The sequence below is a fragment of the Pseudomonas sp. FW305-70 genome, from assembly GCF_058783925.1.
In genome coordinates this window covers 35,354-58,202 of sequence record NZ_JBYSYZ010000003.1, presented here as the reverse complement: position 1 = coordinate 58,202, position 22,849 = coordinate 35,354, and the positions used below count along the sequence as shown (strand labels likewise).

16 protein-coding genes are annotated in these 22,849 nt (G+C 61.7%); 8 read left to right on the top strand and 8 right to left on the bottom strand.

Features of this window, described 5'->3' with window-relative positions; genetic code table 11:
* Window positions 1–116: 116 nt before the first annotated feature.
* Window positions 117–4,433 carry a DNA glycosylase AlkZ-like family protein gene (locus tag AC3WN7_RS03165; RefSeq protein WP_102673687.1) on the top strand — a complete coding sequence of 1,439 codons (4,317 nt, stop codon included), beginning with the start codon at window positions 117–119 and terminating at the stop codon, window positions 4,431–4,433.
* A 136-nt stretch (window positions 4,434–4,569) separates the two neighbouring features.
* On the opposite strand, the gene AC3WN7_RS03160 is transcribed toward AC3WN7_RS03165, so the two are convergent.
* Complete coding sequence (locus AC3WN7_RS03160; RefSeq protein WP_102673688.1) at window positions 4,570–6,693, bottom strand: mechanosensitive ion channel family protein; 2,124 nt, start codon at window positions 6,691–6,693, stop codon at window positions 4,570–4,572.
* Window positions 6,694–7,061: 368 nt separating this feature from the next.
* Here AC3WN7_RS03160 and AC3WN7_RS03155 point away from each other — a divergent pair, with 368 nt between their 5' ends.
* The 4 genes from AC3WN7_RS03155 to AC3WN7_RS03140 all read left to right on the top strand — a co-directional run bounded on the left by AC3WN7_RS03155 (window position 7,062) and on the right by AC3WN7_RS03140 (window position 11,565).
* A complete protein-coding gene (locus tag AC3WN7_RS03155; protein ID WP_102673689.1) occupies window positions 7,062–8,273 on the top strand; it encodes an MFS transporter in 1,212 nt (403 codons plus the stop codon).
* Window positions 8,274–8,538: 265 nt separating this feature from the next.
* Window positions 8,539–9,303 (top strand): endonuclease/exonuclease/phosphatase family protein, encoded by a 765-nt coding sequence (locus tag AC3WN7_RS03150; protein WP_256585631.1) that lies wholly within the window; start codon window positions 8,539–8,541, stop codon window positions 9,301–9,303.
* Window positions 9,300–10,592, top strand: a complete 1,293-nt coding sequence (gene clsB, locus AC3WN7_RS03145) for a cardiolipin synthase ClsB (protein WP_102673691.1) — start codon at window positions 9,300–9,302, stop codon at window positions 10,590–10,592. Before AC3WN7_RS03150 ends, clsB begins: the two co-directional genes overlap by 4 nt.
* Window positions 10,579–11,565, top strand: coding sequence for a lysylphosphatidylglycerol synthase domain-containing protein (locus AC3WN7_RS03140; RefSeq protein WP_102673692.1), 987 nt, complete (start codon window positions 10,579–10,581; stop codon window positions 11,563–11,565). Before clsB ends, AC3WN7_RS03140 begins: the two co-directional genes overlap by 14 nt.
* Window positions 11,566–11,703: 138 nt before the next feature.
* Here AC3WN7_RS03140 and AC3WN7_RS03135 read toward each other — a convergent pair whose 3' ends face one another.
* From AC3WN7_RS03135 to AC3WN7_RS03125, 3 genes are all read right to left on the bottom strand, one after another.
* Window positions 11,704–12,462 (bottom strand): alpha/beta hydrolase family protein, encoded by a 759-nt coding sequence (locus AC3WN7_RS03135; RefSeq protein WP_007970134.1) that lies wholly within the window; start codon window positions 12,460–12,462, stop codon window positions 11,704–11,706.
* Window positions 12,452–13,561 carry a DUF3182 family protein gene (locus AC3WN7_RS03130; protein ID WP_095965769.1) on the bottom strand — a complete coding sequence of 370 codons (1,110 nt, stop codon included), beginning with the start codon at window positions 13,559–13,561 and terminating at the stop codon, window positions 12,452–12,454. The genes AC3WN7_RS03135 and AC3WN7_RS03130 overlap by 11 nt, the downstream gene beginning before the upstream one ends.
* A gap of 303 nt (window positions 13,562–13,864) precedes the next feature.
* On the bottom strand, window positions 13,865–14,857 hold the full coding sequence (locus tag AC3WN7_RS03125; RefSeq protein WP_095965770.1) for a GlxA family transcriptional regulator: 993 nt from the start codon (window positions 14,855–14,857) through the stop codon (window positions 13,865–13,867).
* Window positions 14,858–14,958: 101 nt separating this feature from the next.
* On the opposite strand from AC3WN7_RS03125, the gene AC3WN7_RS03120 reads away from it, so the two are divergent.
* On the top strand, window positions 14,959–15,519 hold the full coding sequence (locus AC3WN7_RS03120) for a cysteine hydrolase family protein (protein ID WP_095965771.1): 561 nt from the start codon (window positions 14,959–14,961) through the stop codon (window positions 15,517–15,519).
* Window positions 15,520–15,740: 221 nt separating this feature from the next.
* Complete coding sequence (locus tag AC3WN7_RS03115) at window positions 15,741–16,241, top strand: YkgB family protein (protein WP_008053863.1); 501 nt, start codon at window positions 15,741–15,743, stop codon at window positions 16,239–16,241.
* A gap of 30 nt (window positions 16,242–16,271) precedes the next feature.
* Here the strand turns inward: AC3WN7_RS03115 and AC3WN7_RS03110 are convergent, their stop codons facing one another.
* From AC3WN7_RS03110 to AC3WN7_RS03100, 3 genes are all read right to left on the bottom strand, one after another.
* A complete protein-coding gene (locus AC3WN7_RS03110; RefSeq protein WP_102673693.1) occupies window positions 16,272–17,144 on the bottom strand; it encodes an AraC family transcriptional regulator in 873 nt (290 codons plus the stop codon).
* A gap of 162 nt (window positions 17,145–17,306) precedes the next feature.
* Window positions 17,307–17,819 carry a single-stranded DNA-binding protein gene (locus tag AC3WN7_RS03105; protein ID WP_095965774.1) on the bottom strand — a complete coding sequence of 171 codons (513 nt, stop codon included), beginning with the start codon at window positions 17,817–17,819 and terminating at the stop codon, window positions 17,307–17,309.
* A gap of 9 nt (window positions 17,820–17,828) precedes the next feature.
* Window positions 17,829–19,226: an MFS transporter gene (locus AC3WN7_RS03100; RefSeq protein WP_102673694.1), complete on the bottom strand. Its 1,398-nt coding sequence runs from the start codon at window positions 19,224–19,226 to the stop codon at window positions 17,829–17,831.
* A gap of 191 nt (window positions 19,227–19,417) precedes the next feature.
* Here AC3WN7_RS03100 and uvrA point away from each other — a divergent pair, with 191 nt between their 5' ends.
* Window positions 19,418–22,252, top strand: coding sequence for an excinuclease ABC subunit UvrA (gene uvrA / locus AC3WN7_RS03095; RefSeq protein ID WP_015097033.1), 2,835 nt, complete (start codon window positions 19,418–19,420; stop codon window positions 22,250–22,252).
* A 64-nt stretch (window positions 22,253–22,316) separates the two neighbouring features.
* Here uvrA and bfr read toward each other — a convergent pair whose 3' ends face one another.
* Window positions 22,317–22,781 carry a bacterioferritin gene (bfr, locus tag AC3WN7_RS03090; RefSeq protein ID WP_007970123.1) on the bottom strand — a complete coding sequence of 155 codons (465 nt, stop codon included), beginning with the start codon at window positions 22,779–22,781 and terminating at the stop codon, window positions 22,317–22,319.
* Window positions 22,782–22,849 lie beyond the last annotated feature (68 nt).

Here is a 22,849-nt window from a genome sequence, read left to right as displayed (position 1 = left end):
GGGTACACCGCCGATCCCCTGTGGGAGCGGGCTTGCCCGCGAAGAGGCCCTGAAGGCCAATAGAGATCCCCAAGTGGTACTTGCATCTTGCGCCCCCCACCCGCATAACTTGCTGCATGAACCTGCCCATCCCCGCAGACAGTGCCCTGAGCGGCTTCCACCCCGCCGTCAGTGCCTGGTTCAGCCACACGTTCGCAGCGGTCACCGCCGCCCAGGCCCGGGCGTGGCCATTGATCCGCCAGCGCCGCTCGACCCTGGTCGCCGCGCCCACCGGCTCCGGCAAGACCCTCACCGCGTTTCTCGCGGTCATCGACGACCTGGTGCACCGCGGCCTGGAAAGCCCCGAAGGCTTGCCCGATGCAACCCTGGTGGTCTACGTCTCGCCGCTCAAGGCGCTGTCCAACGACATCCGGATCAACCTGCAAACCCCGTTGGCCGGCATTACCGAGCAACTGCGTGTGATGGGCCTGCCCGAACTGCAGATCAGCACCGCCGTGCGCACCGGCGATACACCGCAAAAAGACCGCTCGGCGATGCGCAAGACGGCGCCGCACATTCTGGTGACCACACCGGAATCCCTGTACGTGCTGCTCGGTTCCGACTCCGGTCGGCAGATGCTCGGTACGACACAAACGGTGATCATCGACGAAATCCATGCCATGGCCGCCAGCAAGCGCGGCAGCCATCTGGCCCTGAGCCTTGAACGCCTGCAGGCACTCTGCCCCGAACCGCTGCTGCGCATCGGCCTGTCGGCCACGCAAAAGCCCATCGAAGCGGTGTCGCGCTTCCTAGTCGGTCGCGACCGTCCGTGCGAGATCGTCGACATCGGCCACGCCCGCCCCCGTGACCTGGACATCGAAGTGCCGCCCGTGCCGCTGTCGGCCGTGATGGCCAACGATGTCTGGGAGTTGGTCTACGACCGCCTCGCCGCTCTCGCCCGGGAACACCGGACCACGCTGATTTTCGTCAACACCCGGCGTTTGGCCGAACGCCTTAGCCGTCACCTGAGCGAACGCCTGGGCAAGGACGCGGTAGCGGCCCACCACGGCAGCCTGGCCAAGGAATTTCGTCTGGACGCCGAGCAGCGGCTCAAGCGCGGCGAACTGCAGGTGCTGATCGCCACGGCGTCGCTGGAACTGGGGATCGACATCGGCGACGTCGACCTGGTGTGCCAGATCGCCTCACCGCGTTCGATTGCCGGGTTTCTGCAACGGGTCGGCCGTTCCGGGCACCAGGTCGGCGGCACGCCCAAGGGCCGCTTGTTCGCCACCACCCGCGACGACCTGATCGAATGCGCCGCGCTGCTCGACTGCGTGCGCCGGGGCGAACTCGATACCTTGTTGATACCGCAGGCGCCGCTGGACGTGCTGGCGCAGCAGATCATCGCCGAAGTCAGTTGCCAGGAATGGCCCGAGCAAGCGCTGCTGGAGATGCTGCGCCGCGCCTCGCCCTACGCCGGACTCGACGAAAAACACTACCAGGCGCTGCTGCACATGCTCGCCGAGGGCTACAACGGGCGTCAGGGCCTGCGCAGCGCCTACCTGCACCGCGACGCCGTGAGCCGCACTCTGCGCAGTCGCCGTGGCGCAAAACTGACCGCAGTGACCAGTGGCGGGACCATTCCGGACAACGCCGACTACGCCGTGCTGCTGGAGTCTCAAGGGTTGAACATCGGCACCATCAACGAAGACTTCGCGGTGGAAAGCATCGCCGGGGATATCTTCCAGTTGGGCAATACCTCCTATCGAATCCTGCGGGTGGAAACCGGTAAGGTGCGGGTCGAGGATGCCCAGGGTCAGCCGCCGACCATTCCGTTCTGGCTTGGTGAAGCGCCGGGGCGCAGCGCCGAATTGTCCTCGGCGGTGGCGCGCCTGCAGGCAAAACTCGACGACCTGCTGGGTACCGCGCCTGGCAACTTGCAGCCAGCGCTGGACTGGCTGACCGAAACCCTGGGCCTGAACCTCGCCAGCGCCGAACAACTGGTGGACTACCTGGCCCGCGCACGACAGACGCTGGGTGCCCTGCCATCCCAAGACACGCTGCTGATGGAGCGTTTTTTCGACGAGTCCGGCGGCACCCAACTGGTCATTCATACGCCGTTCGGCAGCCGCATCAACCGCGCCTGGGGCCTGGCCCTGCGCAAGCGTTTCTGTCGCACCTTCAACTTCGAACTGCAAGCCGCCGCCAGCGAAGACGCCATCGTGCTGTCGCTGTCCACCAGCCACAGTTTTGAACTGGACGATGTCTGGCGCTACCTGCATAGCAACAGCGCCGAGCACATCCTGATCCAGGCCGTGCTCGACGCCCCGCTGTTCGGCGTGCGCTGGCGCTGGAATGCCGGCGTGGCCCTGGCGCTGCCGCGCTACAGCGGCGGGCGCAAAGTCCCGCCGCAGATCCAGCGGATGAAAAGCGAAGACCTGATCGCCAGCGTGTTTCCCGATCAGATTGCCTGTGTGGAAAACCTCGCTGGCGAACGGGAGATTCCCGACCATCCACTGGTGGAACAGACCCTTGACGATTGCCTGCACGAAGCCATGGACACTGAAGGCTGGCTGGCCTTGTTGCGGCGCATGGAACGCGGCGACATCCGCCTGATCAGCCGAGACCTGCCGGCGCCCTCGCCGCTGGCGGCGGAGATTCTCAGCGCCCGCCCCTACACCTTTCTCGACGATGCACCGCTTGAAGAACGCCGCACCCAAGCGGTACTCAATCGACGCTGGAGCGATCCGCAATCCACCGACGACCTCGGTGCACTGGACGCCGAGGCGATTGCCGCCGTGCGCGACGAAGCCTGGCCGGTGCCTTGCAGTGTCGATGAAATGCACGAGGCCTTGATGAGCCTGGCGTGCATCACCGATGCCGAGGCCGGCGCCAATCCGCATTGGCTCGACTGGCTCAAGACCCTGGCCGACAGCGGACGCGCGAGCCGTTTACAGATCAACGCCAGGCAATCGTTGTGGCTGGCGCTGGAGCGCCTGACCTGCCTGCGGGCCATTTATCCACAGGCCGAATTGACGCCACCGCTGCAAGCGCTGCCGGACTTCGATGAAACCTGGGCACGCGACGAAGCCGTCCTCGAAATGATCCGCGCACGGCTCAGCGCCTTCGGCCCACTTGCCCTCGATCGCATTGCCGAACCACTCGGCTTGCCCGCAGCACAAGTGACCCAGGCCCTGGCGCAACTGGAACGCGAAGGCTACGTGTTGCGCGGTCGCTTCACCCCGGGCATCGCCGAAGAAGAATGGTGCGAGCGGCATTTGCTGGCGCGGATTCACCGCTATACGGTCAAGCGCCTGCGCCGGGAAATCGAACCGGTGGCGTTGCAGGATTTCATGCGATTCCTGTTCGACTGGCAGCATGTGTCGACTGCAAGCCAGGGCCAGGGCGCTGCAGTGTTGCCAGTCATCGTCGGGCAATTGGAAGGCTACCCCGCCGCCGCTTCCGCCTGGGACAGCGACATCCTGCCCGCACGGATCAAGGACTATTCGGCGACCTGGCTGGATGAGTTGTGCCGCAGCGGCAGACTGGTGTGGACGCGCCTGACGGCGCACAACAAAAGCGCCGGCACCGCGCTGCGCAGCACACCGGTTGTCTTGCTGCCGCGCAATCGGGTCGGCCTCTGGAGCGGCTTGACCGAACAGACACCGGTGAGCGAACTGTCGCCGAAAACGCAAAAAGTCCACGCCGCCCTCAGTCAGCATGGCGCGCTGTTTTTCGACGAGCTGATCCATGAGGCGCACCTGCTGCGTTCGGAGCTGGAAATCGCCCTGCAGGAACTGGTGGGCGCGGGGCTGGTGAACGCCGACAGCTTTGCCGGGTTGCGCGCGCTGATCACCCCGGCCAGCAAGCGCCAGCCGCGCAACAGTCGGCGTGGACGCGGCGCATTCATCGGCGGCATGGACGATGCCGGGCGCTGGGCCTTGTTGCGACGCGCGCCAACGGCCCCTGTGGTGGAAAACCAGCGTCCCGCACCGACGCCGGGCGATACCCTGGAGCACATCGCCATGACCTTGCTGCGTCGTTACGGCGTGGTGTTCTGGCGCTTGCTGGAACGCGAGGCGGACTGGCTGCCGAGCTGGCGCGAACTGCTGCGCACCTTCCATCGCCTGGAGGCTCGCGGCGAGATTCGTGGAGGACGGTTTGTCAGCGGCCTGGCGGGCGAGCAGTTCGCCCTGCCCGAGGCGATTCCATTGCTGCGGGAGGTGCGACGTCGGCCCCATGACGGGAGTTTGGTCGCGGTGTGCGGGGTCGATCCGCTGAACCTTGCCGGCACACTATTACCTGGTGCGAAAGTCCCGGCGCTGGCGAGCAATCGGCTGGTGTATCGCGATGGTTTGCCGGTTGCTGCCGAGATTGCCGGCAAGCCGCTTTTTTGGCTGGAGCTGGATCAGCAGGCGAGTGCCGAGGTGCGCTGCAAGCTGATCCGGCATTGAGGTTGTCTCTACCGGCCCCTTCGCGAGCAAGCCCGCTCCCACAAGGGGATTTGTGAACGACACAGATCAACTGTGGGAGCGGGCTTGCCCGCGAAGAGGCCATTACAGGCAATAAAGAACCTCAGGACAACAACGGCTATTGAGACCGCGGCCGATCCGGCATCAACACCGCCGCATGTTCCGGCTCAGCCTCCGGTGGCGCTTCGACCGAATGCCTCGGCACCAACGCCTGCTGTGGATAAGTTTGCGCGAAGTTCACCCACGGGCAGTTATCCACAAGCTTTTTCAAACGCTGGTTAAAGGCCCGGCTCACCGCATATTGGCCACCACTCACCGTGCGAAATTGCGCGGTCAGTACCACACCGTTGAGGTCCATCCTGTCGACGCCAAACACATCCAGCGGCCCTTGCAGGTTGTAGCGCAGGAACGGGTCGTTGCTGATGGAATGCCCGGCCTCGCGAATCAGTTCGATGGCCTTGTCGACGTCGGTGTCATAGGTGAATTGCACCGAGAAAAACGCATAGGCGAATTGCCGCGACTGGTTGGTCACGGCCTTGATCTGCCCGAACGGTACCGAGTGCACGAAGCCCTTGCCGTCGCGCAGGCGCAAGGTGCGGATGGTCAGGCCTTCGACCGTGCCGGCATGCCCGGAATCAAGCACCACCCAATCACCGATGGACAGGGTGTCCTCGATGATGATGAACAGCCCGGTAATCACATCCTGCACCAGTTGCTGGGAGCCGAAACCGATTGCCAGGCCGATGACCCCGGCACCGGCCAGGAATGGCGCGACGTTGATGCCCAGGTTGGCCATGGTGGTGATCGCACAGATCACCACCAGGATGATTTTGATCGCATTGCGCAGCAGCGGCAGGATGGTTTTCACCCGCGTACTCGGCTGGCGTGCCGAGCGCTTGTTGGTCGGCGGTTTCAGGGCCTCCTGAATCGCCGTGTCGAGCACCACCCAGACCATCCAGGTCACCAAGAGGATCAAACCGATGTGGCTCAGGGAATCACTGATCGCCCGGCCCACGGCATTGCTCACCGCGAACTCGAACAGCGACACGCCCCAGATCCGCCCGAGGATATCGATGAACACGATGGCCATGCCGATGCGCAGCAAGGCGTGGGACAAATTGAGAAAACGCTCCTTGTAGGCGCTGCTGCGGCGCAGGTCCGCTTCGCTGCGCGCCTTGAACAGATGGTGCAGCGTGGTGCTGAGAAACACCGTGGCGATCAGCAATATCGTGGTGAACAAAGCGCTGCGCAGCACCCTCTGGTTGTCCGCGCCAACGCCGATCAGGTTGATGATCGAGACCAGCACCATCAACAGGATCGGCCAATACCAGAGCCCGGAAAATATCCGCAGGGTCTCACGCAATGCCGGCTGACTTTGGCGCTGGGCCAGCGGCAGGATGCGGATCACATGAGCGACCGGGCGGCGCATGCGGATCACCAGCAAGCCGAAGGAAAGCGAGGCCGCCATCCCGGTGAACACCGCAATGCTGCTGGTGAGATTGCTACCCAATTGATGGGAGATCTGCTGGCTGGTCAGGGCATCGCTCAAGGCCACCAGAAAGCCGATAACGAACAACGGTCGGGGACTTTTCTCGCGGATGATCTGCACCGCCCGCCGCTTGTGCCCGGCATTGAACACCACCACCAGCGACATCACCAATGACGCAGCAAATATCCCCGCGCTGGTGGCATAAGCCAGACACAGCGCCAGCACCCGACCCGCCGAAACCGGCAATAACTGGCTGGCATATATCGTCAGCGGCAGGCTGATCACCGCCGCAAAGGTGTAGGGCAGCACGTAACCGAGCAACGCCTGGCCCCGTTCACGACTGAGCAGCAGGCGATGCGCGCACAGGCGTTTGGCCAACAATCGCCCAAGCAGCCAAAGACAGGCAAACACGGCGGCCCACACGCCGGTCAGTATCAGGAAATCGACAACGACGCTCCAGGGCGAGCGGGCCGAAGGCTGATTGACCAACTGATCCACTTCATCGGCCGCGCGGTCGGCACGCAGGCGCCAGGCGTCGAGCAGGTTTTGATTGAGATCAAGCTTGGTCTGGACCTCGTCGATGCTTGAACTGATGGCCCCCAGTAATCCGCCTTGCACCAGCGGTTCGGGGTGTGCCGGCGGCGTCGCAGCGGTCGCGGCGGCCGGCAGCCCCGGTATCGCGGCGGCTTCCAGTTGCTCGCTGCCCACAAACAGCAACGCCCCCAGCAGTATCACGGTCTTGAGCCTGATCAAAACACCCGCTCCTTTGGCTGTGTCGGTAAGGAACTGATCGAAAAATGCCGGGCAAGTTCGGACATTGCCTCTAGATAGCCGAATGGCGATACCCCATGTGGCGAGGGAGCTTGTCGGATCGCCGCACCGTCCCGCTGGGGTGCGAAGCGCCCCCAAAAATTACCATTCGGAAACATCTGATACACCGCATGCAATGGGTTAACGACTGCTGCGCAGCCGAGCGGGAGCAAGCTCCCTCGCCACAGACTATCACCCGCACTTGCGATCTTTGCGTCCAAGGCAAATATCAAATGTCCATCCCTATATTTTTCCTCACGAGCAAAATCCCGACACTGCGCTCCATCGAATCATCTTCCGGAGTTGCAGCCATGCCCATTGCCTTGCTCGCGCTGACCCTCAGCGCCTTTGCCATCGGGACGACAGAGTTCGTCATCGTTGGCCTGTTACCCACTATTGGCACCGACCTCGGCGTCAGCCTGCCGTCCGCCGGCCTGCTGGTCAGCCTGTATGCCCTTGGCGTTGCCGTCGGCGCCCCGGTGCTGACCGCCCTCACCGGCAAGGTTCCGCGCAAGTTGTTGCTGTTGTCGCTGATGGTGCTGTTCACCCTCGGCAACCTGCTGGCGTGGCAAGCACCGGGCTACGAGTCGCTGATCCTCGCACGAATCGTCACCGGCCTGGCCCACGGGGTGTTTTTCTCGATCGGTTCGACCATCGCCACCAGTCTAGTGCCGAAGGAAAAAGCCGCCAGCGCGATTGCCATCATGTTCACCGGCCTGACCGTCGCGCTGGTCACCGGCGTGCCGCTGGGGACCTTCATCGGCCAGCATTTCGGCTGGCGTGAAACCTTCCTCGCCGTTTCGGCACTGGGCGTCATTGCCTTCATCGGCAGCCTGATCTACGTGCCGAAAAACATCGCCCACAGCAAACCCGCGTCGTTCTTGCAGCAATTGCAGGTGCTCAGGCAACCTCGCCTGTTGCTGGTGTATGCGATGACGGCCGTCGGCTACGGCGGCACGTTCACCGCCTTTACCTTCCTCGCGCCAATTCTTCAGGACCTCTCCGGCTTCAGCGCCAGCGCCGTCAGCCTGGTGTTGCTGGTCTACGGCATCTCCGTGGCCGTCGGCAATATCTGGGGCGGCAAACTGGCGGACAAACGCGGTCCGATCAGCGCCCTGAAAATCATTTTTGCCCTGCTCGCCGCCGTGTTGTTCGCGCTGACCTTCACGGCCGGCAATCCCTGGCTGGCGCTGGCCACCGTGCTGGTCTGGGGCGCCGTGGCATTCGGCAACGTGCCGGGGTTGCAGGTGTACGTGGTGCGCCAGGCCGAACATCACACCCCCCATGCCGTGGACGTGGCATCCGGCCTGAACATCGCCGCGTTCAACCTCGGCATTGCCGGTGGCGCCTGGGGCGGTGGCCTGATCGTCGCCCACATGGGGTTGATCCATACCGCGTGGATCGGTGGCCTGGTGGTGCTGGTGGCGCTGGCATTGACTGCGTGGAGCGGACGTCTTGATCGCCTTGGTCCGGCCTATGCCGAGCCGGCCGACGGTTCTGCCCGCATAATCACGGGCCACTGATACCCACTGTGGGAGCGGGCTTGCTCGCGAAGGCGTCGGCACACTCAACAATGAGGTGACTGACACACCGCTTTCGCGAGCAAGTCGGATCGCCGCACCGCCGCTCCCACAATTGTTCGGTGGTGCTCTGCAGAAAATCTACCGTCCGTAGCCCCATCGAAACTTTCGCCGTCGCCCCAGAGTCATCCAAAGACAGGGCCGTCAAGCGGGAGGCGACATGACAGCGAATCACACCGATATTCCCGCACACTCAAATGCAACCGACATGCGGGTACAGGATCCGTCCGTGACTTGTCGCTTCAAGGTGCTGACGGTCAACACCCATAAAGGTTTCACCGCGCTCAACCGGCGTTTCATCCTGCCGGAACTGCGTGAAGCGGTGCGCAGCGTGTCTGCCGATGTGGTGTTTTTGCAGGAAGTCCACGGCACCCACGAGCACCACCCCAAGCGCTACACCAACTGGCCGGCGATGCCGCAATACGAGTTCCTCGCCGACACCCTGTGGCCGCAGTTCGCCTATGGCCGCAATGCGGTGTATCCAGCGGGTGATCACGGCAACGCGCTGTTGTCGAAATTCCAGATCATCCGCCACGACAACCTCGACGTGTCCATCAGCGGTCACGAGAACCGCGGGATCCTGCATTGTGTGTTGCGCCTGCCAGGCGACGCCCAGGAAGTGCATGCCATTTGTGTGCATCTGGGGCTGCGCGAAAGTCACCGCACGGCGCAATTGAAGCTGCTCGCCCAGCGGCTGGACGCCCTGCCCGCCGATGCCCCGGTGATCGTCGCCGGGGACTTCAACGACTGGCGTCTGCGCGCCGATGCGTTGCTCAAACCCTGCGGTCTGCGCGAAGCCTTCGCCGCGCACCACGGCAAACCGGCGCGCAGTTTCCCCGCGCGCCTGCCGGCATTGCGTCTGGACCGCATCTACCTGCGCAACCTCAAGGCCAGCCATCCGCAAGTGCTGACCACCCGCCCCTGGTCGCACCTTTCCGACCACGTCCCGCTGTCGGTGGAGATCGAGTTATGAGCAGCCAGTCGATGGAAAAAACCACGCTGGATAACATCCCCGCTCCGCCGATCCGTGAGCCGACAGCGGTCGACGTTGAATACGGCTGGCAAGGCAGCAATCGCGTCGAGTTGCTGGAAAACGGTGAAGCGTATTTTCCCCGGGTATTTGACGCCCTTCGCCGGGCGCAAAGTGAAATCCTGCTGGAAACCTTCATTGTGTTCGAGGACAAGGTTGGCAATGAGCTGCAACAGATCCTGATCGAAGCTGCCCAGCGCGGTGTACGCACCACCGTCAGCCTCGACGGCTTTGGCTGCGGCGAATTGAGTACCGGGTTCCTTACCGCCCTGACCGCCGCCGGCGTGCACCTGCAAATGTTCGATCCGGCACCAAAACGCCTGGGCATCCGCACCAACTGGTTCCGGCGCCTGCACCGCAAGATAGTGGTGGTGGACGGCAGCATTGCCTTCATCGGCGGGATCAACTTTTCTGCCGATCACCTTGCCGACTTCGGTCCCGAGGCCAAGCAGGACTATTCCGTGGAGGTGCAAGGCCCGGCGGTGGCCGACATTCATCACTTCGCTCTGCTGCAATGCGGTCGCCCGGCGCACGCCAAATACTGGTGGCAACGCCGTCGGCAGCGGCGTTCGGAGCTGGCCTTCAGCGATCACGATGGCCAGGTGCGTCTGGTGTACCGCGACAACGGTGAACACCCGAGCGACATTGAAGAGGTTTACCGCCAGGTGTTGCGCCAGGCCAAGCGTCGGGTGGTGATCGCCAATGCCTACTTCTTTCCCGGCTTTCGCTTGTTGCGCGAGATCCGCAACGCGGCCCGCCGAGGCGTGGATGTGCGGCTGATCCTGCAGGGCCAGCCAGACATGCGGGTGGCCAAGCTTGCGGCGCGCATGACCTATGACTACCTGCTCAAATCCGGGGTGAAGATCTACGAATATTGCGACCGCCCGTTGCACGGCAAGGTCGCATTGGTGGATGAAGACTGGAGCACCGTCGGCTCGAGTAACCTCGACCCATTGAGCCTGTCGATGAATCTGGAAGCCAACGTGCTGATCCGCGACCGTGGCTTCAATCGAGTTCTGTTCGATCGCCTGGAAGACCTCAGCGACAACCATTGCAAGGCCATGTCTCACGACATCGCGCCGCGCGGGCGTGTCTGGCACATGACCATAGGTTTTCTGGTGTTTCACTTCCTGCGGCATTTCCCGGCTTGGGCCGGTTGGTTGCCGGCGCACAAACCTCGCCTGAAACCCATCCCCCCTCCGACCGGGAGCGCTGACCATGAACCGCGCTGAGCCTCACATGGAAACTGACGCCAAAAGCCCGGGCAAGTCGCACTGGAGCCGCTGGAAACGACCGCTGACGATGCTGTTTTTCCTGATGCTGATCGTGCTGTTCACGATGCTCGCCCAGCGCCTTGAGTGGAACGAAGTGTTCGATAACCTGGCCGATTTCAAGGTGCGCACGCTGATCATCGCGTCGGGGCTGACCCTGGTGAGTTTTCTGGTGTACGCCTGCTTCGACCTGATCGGCCGCACCTACATCCGCCAGAACCTGACGTGGAAGCAGATCCTGCCCGTGGGGATCATCAGCTACGCCTTCAACCTGAACCTGAGCGCCTGGGTCGGCGGCATTGCCATGCGCTACCGGTTGTATTCGCGGCTCCGGGTCAGCAAGAGCAACATCGCGAAGATCCTTGGCCTGAGCCTGGCGACCAACTGGTTCGGCTACATGGTCATTGCCGGCGCCGTGTTCAGCAGCGGGCTGGTGCGCATGCCGCCGGGCTGGAAGCTCAGCAGCAGTGCGCTGCAAGGCGTAGGGGTCTTGTTGTTGCTGTTGAGCGCCGGCTACCTGGTGGCGTGCCAGTTTGCCAAACGTCGGGAGTGGGAGATTCGCGGTATCGAAATCGACCTCCCGTCCTTGCGCATGGCGGTGCTGCAACTGACCCTCGGTGCGCTGAACTGGTCGCTGATGGCGGCGGTGATCTTCACCCTGCTGCCGAGCAAACTGGACTATCCACTGGTACTGGGCGTGCTGTTGATCAGCGCCATCGCCGGGGTCATCACCCACATCCCGGCCGGGCTCGGCGTGCTCGAGGCGGTGTTCGTGGCGCTGCTGCAACACGAGGTTTCGCGGGGTAGCCTGGTGGCCGGGCTGCTGGCCTATCGGGCGATTTATTTCATCCTGCCGTTGTTGATTGCCCTGGTGATGTACCTGTTGGTGGAGGCCAAGGCCAAGGCATTACGGATTTCGAAGAAAACCAAATGATTTGGGGTGTGCTTGAGGACGCCTTCGCGAGCAAGCCCGCTCCCACAGTTGATCGGTGATGAACACATTCTTTGTGAACACCTGCAGACATTGTGGGAGCGGGCTTGCCCGCGAAGGCGTCCGCAGGCACACCGCAAATCACTGGGATTGAATAATGCTCAACCGCTCCCCGACCACCATCTCGGTAATCCAGTCGACAAGGATCGAGGTATAGGCCTGCTGGGAAACCGGGTCGCTCAAGGCGTGGTCGGCACCGTCGATGATGCGGTGGGTCATTGAGTGCGTCTGCTGACAGGCCGCCCGGTAGCTCATGATCGTCGCGTGCGGCACATAATCGTCGGTTTCCGACTGCACCAGCAGGACATCCCCGCGAAATTGCGAGCAGGCATGCAAGGCCCGGTTGCTGTCGGCACGCACCAGAGTGCCTCGGTAATCACGCAGATCCAGCTTGTCCAGGTCACGTTTCGGCGTGTGCCATTGCTCGTCGCGGTACAGTGCCGGCACCCGCAGCGCCAGCCAGCGCACCGGCCGCAGCGAAGTCAGAATCGAGGCCAGATAACCCCCATAACTGGTGCCGACCACGGCAATCGCGGAGGTATCGAGGGCCGGGTGCGCGAGCAAGCGGTCATAGGCTGCCAGCAGGTCGCGCAGATTGTCCTCCCGGGTCACCCGGGACAATGGAATGCCGGTGCCGCCGGTGTGCCCGCGCAGGTCGAAGGTCAGGCATACACACCCCAAGCCGGCGATGCCTTTAGCGCGCTCCAGGTCCCGCTCCTGACTGCCGCCCCAACCGTGCACAAAAAGTACGCCGGGGACTTTCGATTTGGGGCTCAGAAAAGTCCCGCTCATCTGTTCATTATCGATATCGATCTGAATGGATTCGCTTCTAGCCGTCATAGGATTTAACCGTTACATACTTGAGGAGAAATTCACTGCTTTGCGCCGGCCCGCGATACACCTCGATGGCATCTGCCGGCAGCGGCTGATCAATGTAGGTTTCCACCGAAGACACACGAATCGCGCGCATCCCCGGATCGTTGACGAAACTCTGCAAGGCCGCCACCTCGGCACTGCTGGCACCGCCCATGCGCCAGGATTGTTCGAGCACGCCGCTGCGCTGTTTGCCGTCGCTATCGATGCCCTGAGCGATGTCGTAGTTGCGCCGTGACGCATAGAAACGCGGATAGGCTTCATCCGCGGCGCTGTCGAACACCTGCGCCTGCTTGATAGCCACCCGCACGTCATCGGCAAGGTCCAGCTTCAACAAATCGTCGTAGCTGCCCTGCACCACCAACAGGTTCGAGCCGCCATACACCTCCTCGCCCTCAGTGTCTTTGGTCAAGTATTGATCACCGCAGTAACTCAGCACCTTGTCGCCGATGAAGCTCTGGCCGACGCTGTGGGTAATCACCTGATCAAGATCCTGCTCCAGCACCACGCCTTCGGTGAAGGTTGCGTCAGCCTCGGGCCTGGCCAGAATTTCATCGAACTCGTCGAGGCTTTGGATCACTTCCTGACCACGCCCGGCGCAAGCGTGTATCGGCTTCAGGCGGATCGGCCCGGTGTACAACAGATGCTCCGCCGCCGGGCGAGCATCCTTCAGGCAGAACACGCTGAGACCGTCGAGTACGACGCTGCGTACCCGCTGGGAAAACAAAGGAGCCCAGCCGGGCGGTGCATGGGCATGGTGGTTGAGCAGCCCATGACTGATGGCTTTGGTGCAGATGAAATCATGGTCGACATAACCACCCCACAAATCCTCCGGTCCCTTGACCCCCAGTTGCCGGGCAGCCGCAGCGCCCACCAGCGTCTGGGTCGGCAACAGGTAGAGGTCCCGACCGTCATGCAATTGCGGATCGTAACTGCCGCCGTACTTGAGTCCCATTATCTGCGCCAGCCAGCGCGCCAGCGCACGGTTTGTCTCGACTTCGTGCAGCGGCGCATCGGCGCGTACAGAATGGGCAACCACCAGTTTCTTGCGGTTTGTTGGGGTCATGCATCCCCCTTCAATCGACGCTTGATGAATGTAGTTGAAGGGGTGCAGGGATCAGGCCAAGGCCCGTTGCGCAAAGAGGGGTTTTAAATCAGCCCGTTGCGTACAAAGTGATGGCATGGGGCCTGTTTTATTCTGCACGATGCCCTTTGATACTCCGGCATTTTGCACGACTCAAGACTGGCACAAACCCCATGTGGGAGCGGGCTTGCTCGCGAATGCGGACTTTCAGTCAACATTTGCGGTGAATGACACTCTGCCTTCGCGAGCAAGCCCGCTCCCACAAGGGGCTTTGTGGTGATGGGCCTATCGTACTGCGGCCCCCGGTGTCACCCCAAACCGCGCCCGATAATCACTCGGCGCCAACCCGGTGATTTTCTTGAAGGTCGCGCGAAACGCGCCGGGGTCCTGATAACCCACGGTCCAGGCGATATGATCGATGGTGCCGTTGGTGAATTCGAGCATTTCCCGGGCCTTGCCGACTCGCAGATGCTGACAGTATTCGGTAGGTTTGAGCCCGGTGGCCGCGCGGAAGCGTCGCAGGAAGGTGCGCTCCTCCAGCCCTGCCTTTTCGGCCATCGCCGCCAGCGACACATCGGTCGCCCCGGTGCTTTGCAGCCAGTGTTGCACCTTGAGAATCGCCGCATCGCCATGACTGAGGATCGGCGCAAAATTGCTGCCGCACTCGCTGGCGCTATCGCTGTGTTCCACCACCAGAAAACGCGCGGTACTGGTGGCAATGCTCGGTCCCAGCAGCCGGTTGACCAGGCGCAAACCCAGTTCAGACCACGCCATCAGTCCGGCGGTGGTGATCAGGTCGCCATCATCGACAATCGGCGTATCGGCCTTGAGCCGTATCGCCGGATAACGTTCGGCGAATGCTTTGGCCGAAGTCCAGTGGGTGGTGGCGCTGCGACCGTCGAGCAGACCGCTTTCAGCCAACAGGATCGAGCCCACGCAAACCCCGCCCAGTGTCGCGCCGCCGGCATGTTGCTCGCGCAACCAGCGGATCAAGCCCTGTGGCGCCTGGCCCTCGGAAAAGCCGGCAATCGATGGCGGGATCAACACGGCCACCAGGGCACGCTCCGGGCCGGGATGGCTGTCGAAGACCCGGGCCGGCGGCTGATCACCCTCGACCTGCCAATGGCTGACCCGCAGCAGGGGCAACTGCGCAGCCTGATGCTCGGCGGCGATCCGGTTCGCCACCCCGAACAAGTCCGTCAAGCCATGCACCGCCGCCATCTGCGCGCCGGGATAGATCAGCACACCGAGCTCGGCGATTGCCCTTTCTGCATCCATTGTCAGTTTTCCCCCTCTTATTGTCGGTGCGGCCAATCCCCGGACCGCCTGCCAGCGCCAATACTTCATTCCACACCCAAACACACTTCGAGGAAACAGTCATGGCCAAGCAAGCGCTCATCGTAGTCGATATCCAGAACGACTACTTCCCCCAAGGCAAGTGGCCACTGGTCGGCGCCGATGCCGCCGCCGACAACGCCGTCCGCCTGATCAAGGCCTTCCGTGATGCCGGTGATCCGGTGGTGCATATCCGCCACGAATTCACCTCCGCAGAGGCGCCGTTCTTCACCCCGAACTCCGAAGGCGCGAAGCTGCACCCCAAAGTGATCAACCGTGCAGACGAACCGGTGGTGCTCAAGCACTTCGTCAACTCGTTCCGCGAAACCGAGTTGAAATCGATCCTCGACGAGCAAGGCATCAAGGAACTGGTGGTCGTGGGCAGCATGAGCCACATGTGTGTCGACGGCATCACCCGTGCGGCGGCGGACTTCGGCTACACGGTGACCGTGATCCACGACGCCTGCGCCACCCGTGACCTGGAGTTCAATGGCGTGACGGTGCCGGCGGCCCAGGTTCATGCGGCGTTCATGGCGTCCCTGGCATTTGCGTATGCCAGCGTGGTGTCGGCCGACGAATTCCTGATAGGAAGCCAGAACGTGTAACCCTCATTCAGGACGAGACAGCAAAAATGAAAAAGCCCATGGCCTCACATGCCATGGGCTTTTTACTTCCAGTGAGTCTGGACGATCTGCATCGAACGCAATACCGCCAGAATCCTGGAAAGTCATGCCAAAGCCAACAATCACTCCACTCCCTACGCATACGCGGGGGATGTTGCTTTCACCCATGCCACTTTCTGGATAACTCACTGGAAGCCTGAACAATGAACAGCATGAATATCAGCACTGACAGCCTGTCGAAAAAAACATCCCTCGGACTCACCACCATGGCGATCGGGACCTACGGCATTTACTTTGCCCTTGCCGTTATCTACTTCTGGTTCGGCGGTATGAAATTTACTCACTATGAAGCAGAGGGACTGGTGCCTCTGGTGAGCAACAGCCCTTTCCTGGGTTGGGTCTATGACCTTATCAGTGTCGATCTGTTTTCCAGTTTGCTCGGTGTCCTGGAGATTTCCATCGGTGTACTGATTGCAGGCCGCCTGCTGTCACCAAAGCTTTCCTTGATCGGAGGCGCCTTGTCTGCCGGGTTATTTTTCACCACCTTGAGCTTTATGTTCTCGACGCCCGGAGTGATTGAGCCAGGCCTTGGTTTCCCGGCCATTACGGTCGCGCCAGGCCAGTTCCTGCTCAAGGACATCGGCTTGCTTGCCGCCTCCCTGTTCGTGGCGGGCCATTCGCTGACCAGACTGGAAACTCCTTGAGCTGACAACCTCATCCGCCGATGGCCTGAATCAGCTCAATGCATTCAGGTCATCGTCATCCTCAGCCAGTACGCCGCCCTCAGCCGCCAGGGACTTCATCCAGTCCCGTGGACTGCAGCCGGTCTTGCGGCGAAACGCACGGGCAAGCGCCGACGGACTTTCATAGCCCACCTCATCGGCGATCAGCGTAATCGGCCGCCCCTCCCGCAGGCGCTTCTGCGCCAGGCTGATACGCCAGCTCAACAGATAATCCAGCGGTGTTTGCCCCAGAACCGCGCGAAAATGCACAGCAAAAGCGGCGCGGGACATGTTCGATTCATTCGCCAACTCGGCCACTGACCAGGCCCGCTGAGGTTGGTTGTGCATCTGAATCAACGAGCGCGACAGCCGCACGTCGGCCAACCCGGCCATCATTCCAGTGCTCAACTGCTGGTGGTCAAGCAAATGCCGGAGCAGCAGGATGATCAACAGTTCGAACAAACGATCAAGTACCGCCTCCCTGCCACAATGCCCGGCGCCAGCTTCACCGAACAGCCATCTCAGGGTGTCGGCCAGCAACGGCAGCTCATCCAGAGGCAATATCAGAAGATCGGGGAGCGAAGCAGATATCGGATTACTGGCGCCGCCATCGAACAGCATCGACGCGCATAACAGCTGAGCACCTTCAGTGTCACTGGCGATGAGCTGATGTCGGTTGGGGCGCGGCAGGAAAATCAGGCTGGGGCGAGTGAGCAACAACTCACTCCTCCCCAGGCCTTTCAACGTGACAGAGCCGGCCTGCAACAGGTGAATATGGCCGCGCTGGTCGGCGCCATCGTAGGACGCCACGCCGCAAAGCTTGCCGCTGTAAAACAGGTGCGCGCGCACTCCGAACTGTGACAACAACGTAGACAGGCGATCCATAGGGCAACTCTGCACAGGGTCTAGACCCATAGCAGAGTATCACTGCGCGCTGACGGCTGGACGGTCCTCGATCCCGGCGAGGAAGCCTTGGTAAAAATGCAAAAAAGCCCGGCATCCATAAGGAGGCCGGGCTTTGTCAGGTTCTATTCTTCGGTGAAAGAATCAGAACGGGATATCGTCATCAAAGCTGTCGAAATCCGGAGCCGGTTGCGGTGCGGCCTGTTGAGGGGCCGGACGCTGTGGCTGCTGTTGCGGAGCAGGACGTTGAGCCTGCTGGCGCGGCGCGGATTGCTGGTAGTTGCCACCGCCCTGGCCCTGCTGGTCGCCCTGTGGACGGCCACCCAGCAGTTGCATGGTGCCTTGCATGTCGACCACGATTTCGGTGGTGTAACGCTTGATACCGTCTTTTTCCCACTCGCGGGTCTGCAGCTTGCCTTCGATGTAAACCTGCGAACCTTTACGCAGGTATTCGCCGGCGATTTCTGCCACTTTGCCGAACATCGATACACGGTGCCATTCGGTCTTTTCGACTTTCTGGCCGGTTTGCTTGTCGGTCCACTGTTCGCTGGTCGCCAGACTCAGGTTGGTCACGGCGTTACCGTTAGGCAAGTAGCGAACTTCGGGATCCTGGCCGCAAGTGCCGACCAATATGACTTTGTTAACCCCACGGGCCATAACGTTCTCCTAGGCTACGCACGCTGCCCCGGCCGGGTTGTTCACCAGGCGCTCAAGGGTGGTGCGATCCAATAGTTCGGTGTCCAGTTTGATGTAAATCGCCGCCTCTTCCGCGACGATGACTGCATCTGTTACCCCTACGACCGCCTTCAGGCGCTCGACCAGACCCGCTTCGCGGATCGCCTCGGGCGACAACGGCAAGCGCAGGCTTGTGACGTAGGGAGGTTCGCGCATGGTAACAGCAAAGGCCAGCCAGAGGGCAGCCAGACCGGCGCATCCGAGGAATACAACCGACAGACCGCCATGCTGGAACAGCCAGCCACCGAGGATTCCCCCCAGTGCCGAGCCGAGGAACTGGCTGGTGGAATAAACCCCCATCGCCGTGCCCTTGCCACCTGCCGGTGAAACCTTGCTGATCAGCGACGGCAATGAAGCCTCCAGCAGATTGAACGCGGTGAAGAACACCACCGTACCGATCACCAGAGACCGCAAGCTGTCACCGAACTGCCAGAAGAATAGCTCAGTGAACATCAACGTCACGACGGCGCCGAGTAAAACTCGTTTCATTTTGCGTTTCTTCTCGCCGTAGATAATGAACGGGATCATGGCGAAGAAAGAAATCAGCAGTGCGGTCAGGTATACCCACCAGTGCTGCTCTTTGGGCAACCCGGCTTTCTCGACCAGTGCCAGGGGCAAGGCGACGAAGCTGGACATCAACATCGCGTGCAAGACAAAAATGCCCAGGTCCAGGCGCAGCAGATCCGGATGCTTGAGGGTCGGGATCAACGCCTGGCGCGCGACACCGGACTCACGGTGCTGCAACGGGCCGGTGGAGCGCGGCACCATGAACATCACGATCACGATGCCGAACAGCGCCATGCCGCCCGTGGCGAGGAACAGCCCGGACAATCCGAAGGCCCGGGTCAACAGCGGGCCAACGACCATGGCCACCGCAAACGACAGGCCGATGGTCATGCCGATCATGGCCATGGCCTTGGTCCGGTGCTGTTCGCGGGTCAGGTCGGACAGCAAGGCCATGACCGCGGCGGAAATCGCCCCGGCACCCTGCAGGATTCGCCCGGCGATCACGCCCCAGATCGAATCGGCATTGGCGGCCAGCAGACTGCCGAGGGCAAAGACGATCAAGCCCAGGTAAATCACCGGGCGACGGCCGATGCGGTCGGAAATGAAACCGAACGGAATCTGGAAAACTGCCTGGGTCAGGCCATAAGCACCAATCGCCAGACCGATCAGGGCCGGCGTGGCTCCGGCCAGATCCATCCCATAGGTTGCCAGTACCGGCAACACCATGAACATGCCAAGCATACGGAAGGCGAACACCAGGGCCAGACCGCTTGCCGCGCGGGTCTCGCTACCACTCATGCGCTCGCTGTGGGGATCGTGCATGGAAAAACCTCATGTGAACCGGCGGCGATTCTACCAGTCCGATCGATTGGCGGGGTATATCGCGACGCTTTGACGCGCATTGCTGACACACTCTTCATGTAAGACAGTAACCCTCTCGTTTGATAGTGTGCATCCATCCAGTATTTGGCCGTATACTCCTACGTTTTCGACGCCCGCCGAGCGAGGCCACCTTGGACAAGATCCTGATTCGTGGGGCTCGAACCCACAACCTGAAGAACATCGACCTGACCCTGCCACGGGACAAGCTGATCGTCATCACCGGCCTGTCCGGCTCCGGCAAGTCGTCCCTGGCTTTCGACACCTTGTACGCCGAAGGCCAGCGCCGCTACGTCGAATCGCTGTCGGCTTATGCCCGGCAGTTCCTGTCGATGATGGAAAAGCCTGACGTCGACACCATCGAAGGCCTGTCGCCGGCGATCTCCATCGAACAGAAGTCCACCTCGCACAACCCGCGTTCGACGGTCGGCACCATTACCGAAATTTACGATTACCTGCGCCTGCTGTATGCCCGCGTGGGCATCCCCCGTTGCCCGGACCACGACATTCCGCTGGAAGCGCAGACCGTCAGCCAGATGGTCGACCTGGTCCTCGCCGAACCGGAGGGTAGCAAACTGATGCTGTTGGCCCCGGTCATCCGCGAGCGCAAAGGCGAGCACCTGTCGGTTTTCGAAGAACTGCGCGCACAGGGTTTTGTCCGCGCCCGAATCAACGGCAAGCTTTACGAGCTGGACGAAGCCCCCAAGCTCGACAAGCAGAAAAAACACACCATCGATGTCGTGGTCGACCGTTTCAAGGTTCGCGCCGACCTGCAACAACGCCTGGCCGAATCCTTTGAAACCGCGCTGAAACTGGCGGACGGCATCGCCCTGGTAGCGCCGATGGACGACGAACCGGGTGAAGAGATGATCTTCTCCGCACGCTTCGCCTGCCCGATCTGCGGCCACGCCATCAGCGAGCTTGAACCCAAGCTGTTCTCCTTCAACAACCCGGCCGGCGCCTGTCCGACCTGTGATGGTCTGGGGGTAAAGCAGTTCTTCGACATCAAGCGCCTGGTCAACGGCGAACTGACCCTGGCCGAAGGGGCGATTCGTGGCTGGGACCGGCGTAACGTCTATTACTTCCAGATGCTCGGCTCACTGGCCGCGCACTACAAGTTCAGCCTGGAAGTACCGTTCAACGAACTGCCCGCCGACCAGCAGAAATTCATCCTGCATGGCAGCGGCTCGCAAAACGTCGATTTCAAATACCTGAACGACCGCGGCGACATCGTCAAACGCTCGCACCCGTTCGAAGGCATCGTGCCGAACCTGGAGCGCCGTTACCGCGAAACCGAATCGGCATCGGTGCGCGAGGAGCTGGCCAAATTCCTCAGCACCCAGTCGTGCCCGGATTGCCGTGGCACCCGTCTGCGGCGTGAAGCGCGGCACGTCTGGGTCGGCGAGAAAACCCTACCGGCGGTGACCAACCTGCCGATCGGCGATGCGTCCGATTATTTTGGCGGGCTCAAGCTCACCGGTCGGCGTGGCGAAATTGCCGACAAGATCCTCAAGGAAATCCGCGAACGCCTGCAGTTCCTGGTCAACGTCGGCCTCGACTATCTGTCGCTGGACCGCAGTGCCGACACCTTGTCCGGTGGCGAGGCCCAGCGCATTCGCCTGGCCAGCCAGATTGGCGCCGGGCTGGTGGGTGTCCTGTACATCCTCGACGAACCCTCCATCGGCCTGCATCAGCGCGATAACGACCGGCTGCTGGGCACCCTCAAGCACCTGCGCGATATCGGCAACACGGTGATCGTGGTCGAGCACGACGAAGACGCAATCCGCCTGGCCGACTACGTGGTCGACATCGGCCCGGGCGCCGGCGTGCATGGCGGGCATATCGTCGCCGAAGGCACACCGGCCGAGGTCATGGCGCACCCGGACTCGCTGACGGGCAAATACCTGTCGGGCCGGGTGAAGATCGAAGTCCCGGCCAAACGTACGCCGCGCAACAAGAAACTGACGCTGTCGCTCAAAGGCGCGCGCGGCAACAACCTGCGCAATGTCGACCTGGAGATTCCGATCGGCTTGCTGACCTGTGTGACCGGCGTGTCCGGCTCGGGTAAATCGACGCTGATCAACAACACGCTGTTCCCGTTGAGTGCCACCGCGCTGAATGGCGCAACGACGCTTGAGGCGGCCGCCCACGACAGCATCAAGGGCCTGGAGCACCTGGACAAAGTCGTCGACATCGACCAGAGCCCGATCGGCCGCACACCACGCTCCAACCCGGCGACCTATACCGGATTGTTCACGCCGATCCGCGAGTTGTTCGCCGGCGTGCCGGAGTCCCGCTCCCGGGGCTACGGCCCGGGGCGCTTCTCCTTCAACGTCAAGGGCGGGCGTTGCGAAGCCTGCCAGGGCGACGGCCTGATCAAGGTCGAAATGCACTTCCTGCCGGACATCTACGTGCCGTGCGACGTGTGCAAGAGCAAGCGCTATAACCGTGAAACCCTGGAGATCAAGTACAAGGGCAAGAGCATCCACGAAACACTCGAGATGACCATCGAGGAAGCGCGGGTGTTCTTCGATGCCGTACCGGCCCTGGCGCGCAAGCTGCAAACGTTGATGGATGTCGGCCTGTCGTACATCAAACTGGGGCAATCGGCGACCACGCTCTCCGGAGGTGAAGCCCAGCGGGTGAAACTGTCTCGCGAATTGTCCAAGCGTGATACCGGCAAGACCCTGTACATCCTTGATGAACCGACCACCGGGCTGCACTTCGCGGATATCCAGCAACTGCTGGACGTGCTGCATCGCCTGCGCGACCACGGCAACACCGTGGTGGTCATCGAGCACAACCTGGACGTGATCAAGACCGCCGACTGGCTGGTGGACCTCGGTCCGGAAGGTGGTTCCAAGGGCGGTCAGATCATCGCCGTCGGTACACCGGAGGAAGTGTCAGAGATGAAGCAATCTCATACCGGCTACTACCTCAAGCCGCTGCTGGAGCGTGACCGGGCTTAACCGGGCGCCATGAAAAAGCCCCTGTCACTTCATCGGTGGCAGGGGCTTTTTTGTATTCGCTGAATCAGGCGTGGGATTGCAGGTAGTTCTCAAGCCCGATCAACTTGATCAGACCCAGCTGCTTTTCGAGCCAGTAAGTGTGATCTTCTTCGGTGTCATGCAATTGAACCCGCAGCATTTCGCGGCTGACGTAGTCCTTGTGCTGCTCGCAGAGCTTGATGCCTTTGCACAGCGCAGCCCGCACCTTGTATTCCAGGCGCAAATCCGCTTCGAGCATCTCGGTCACCGTGGTGCCGACATCGAGATCGTCCGGACGCATGCGCGGAGTACCTTCGAGCATCAGGATCCGGCGCATCAAGGCATCAGCGTGCCCTGCTTCCTCTTCCATCTCGTGGTTGATTCGTTCGTAGAGCTTGGTGAAACCCCAGTCCTCATACATCCGCGAATGAACGAAATATTGATCACGCGCGGCCAGTTCGCCGGTCAGCAACGTGTTGAGGTAATCGATCACATCTGGGTGGCCTTGCATCGCCCTACATCTCCCTGCTTGAAAGTTATAGTTTGAACCAACATGCCCCTATCGTCACTCGCAAGACG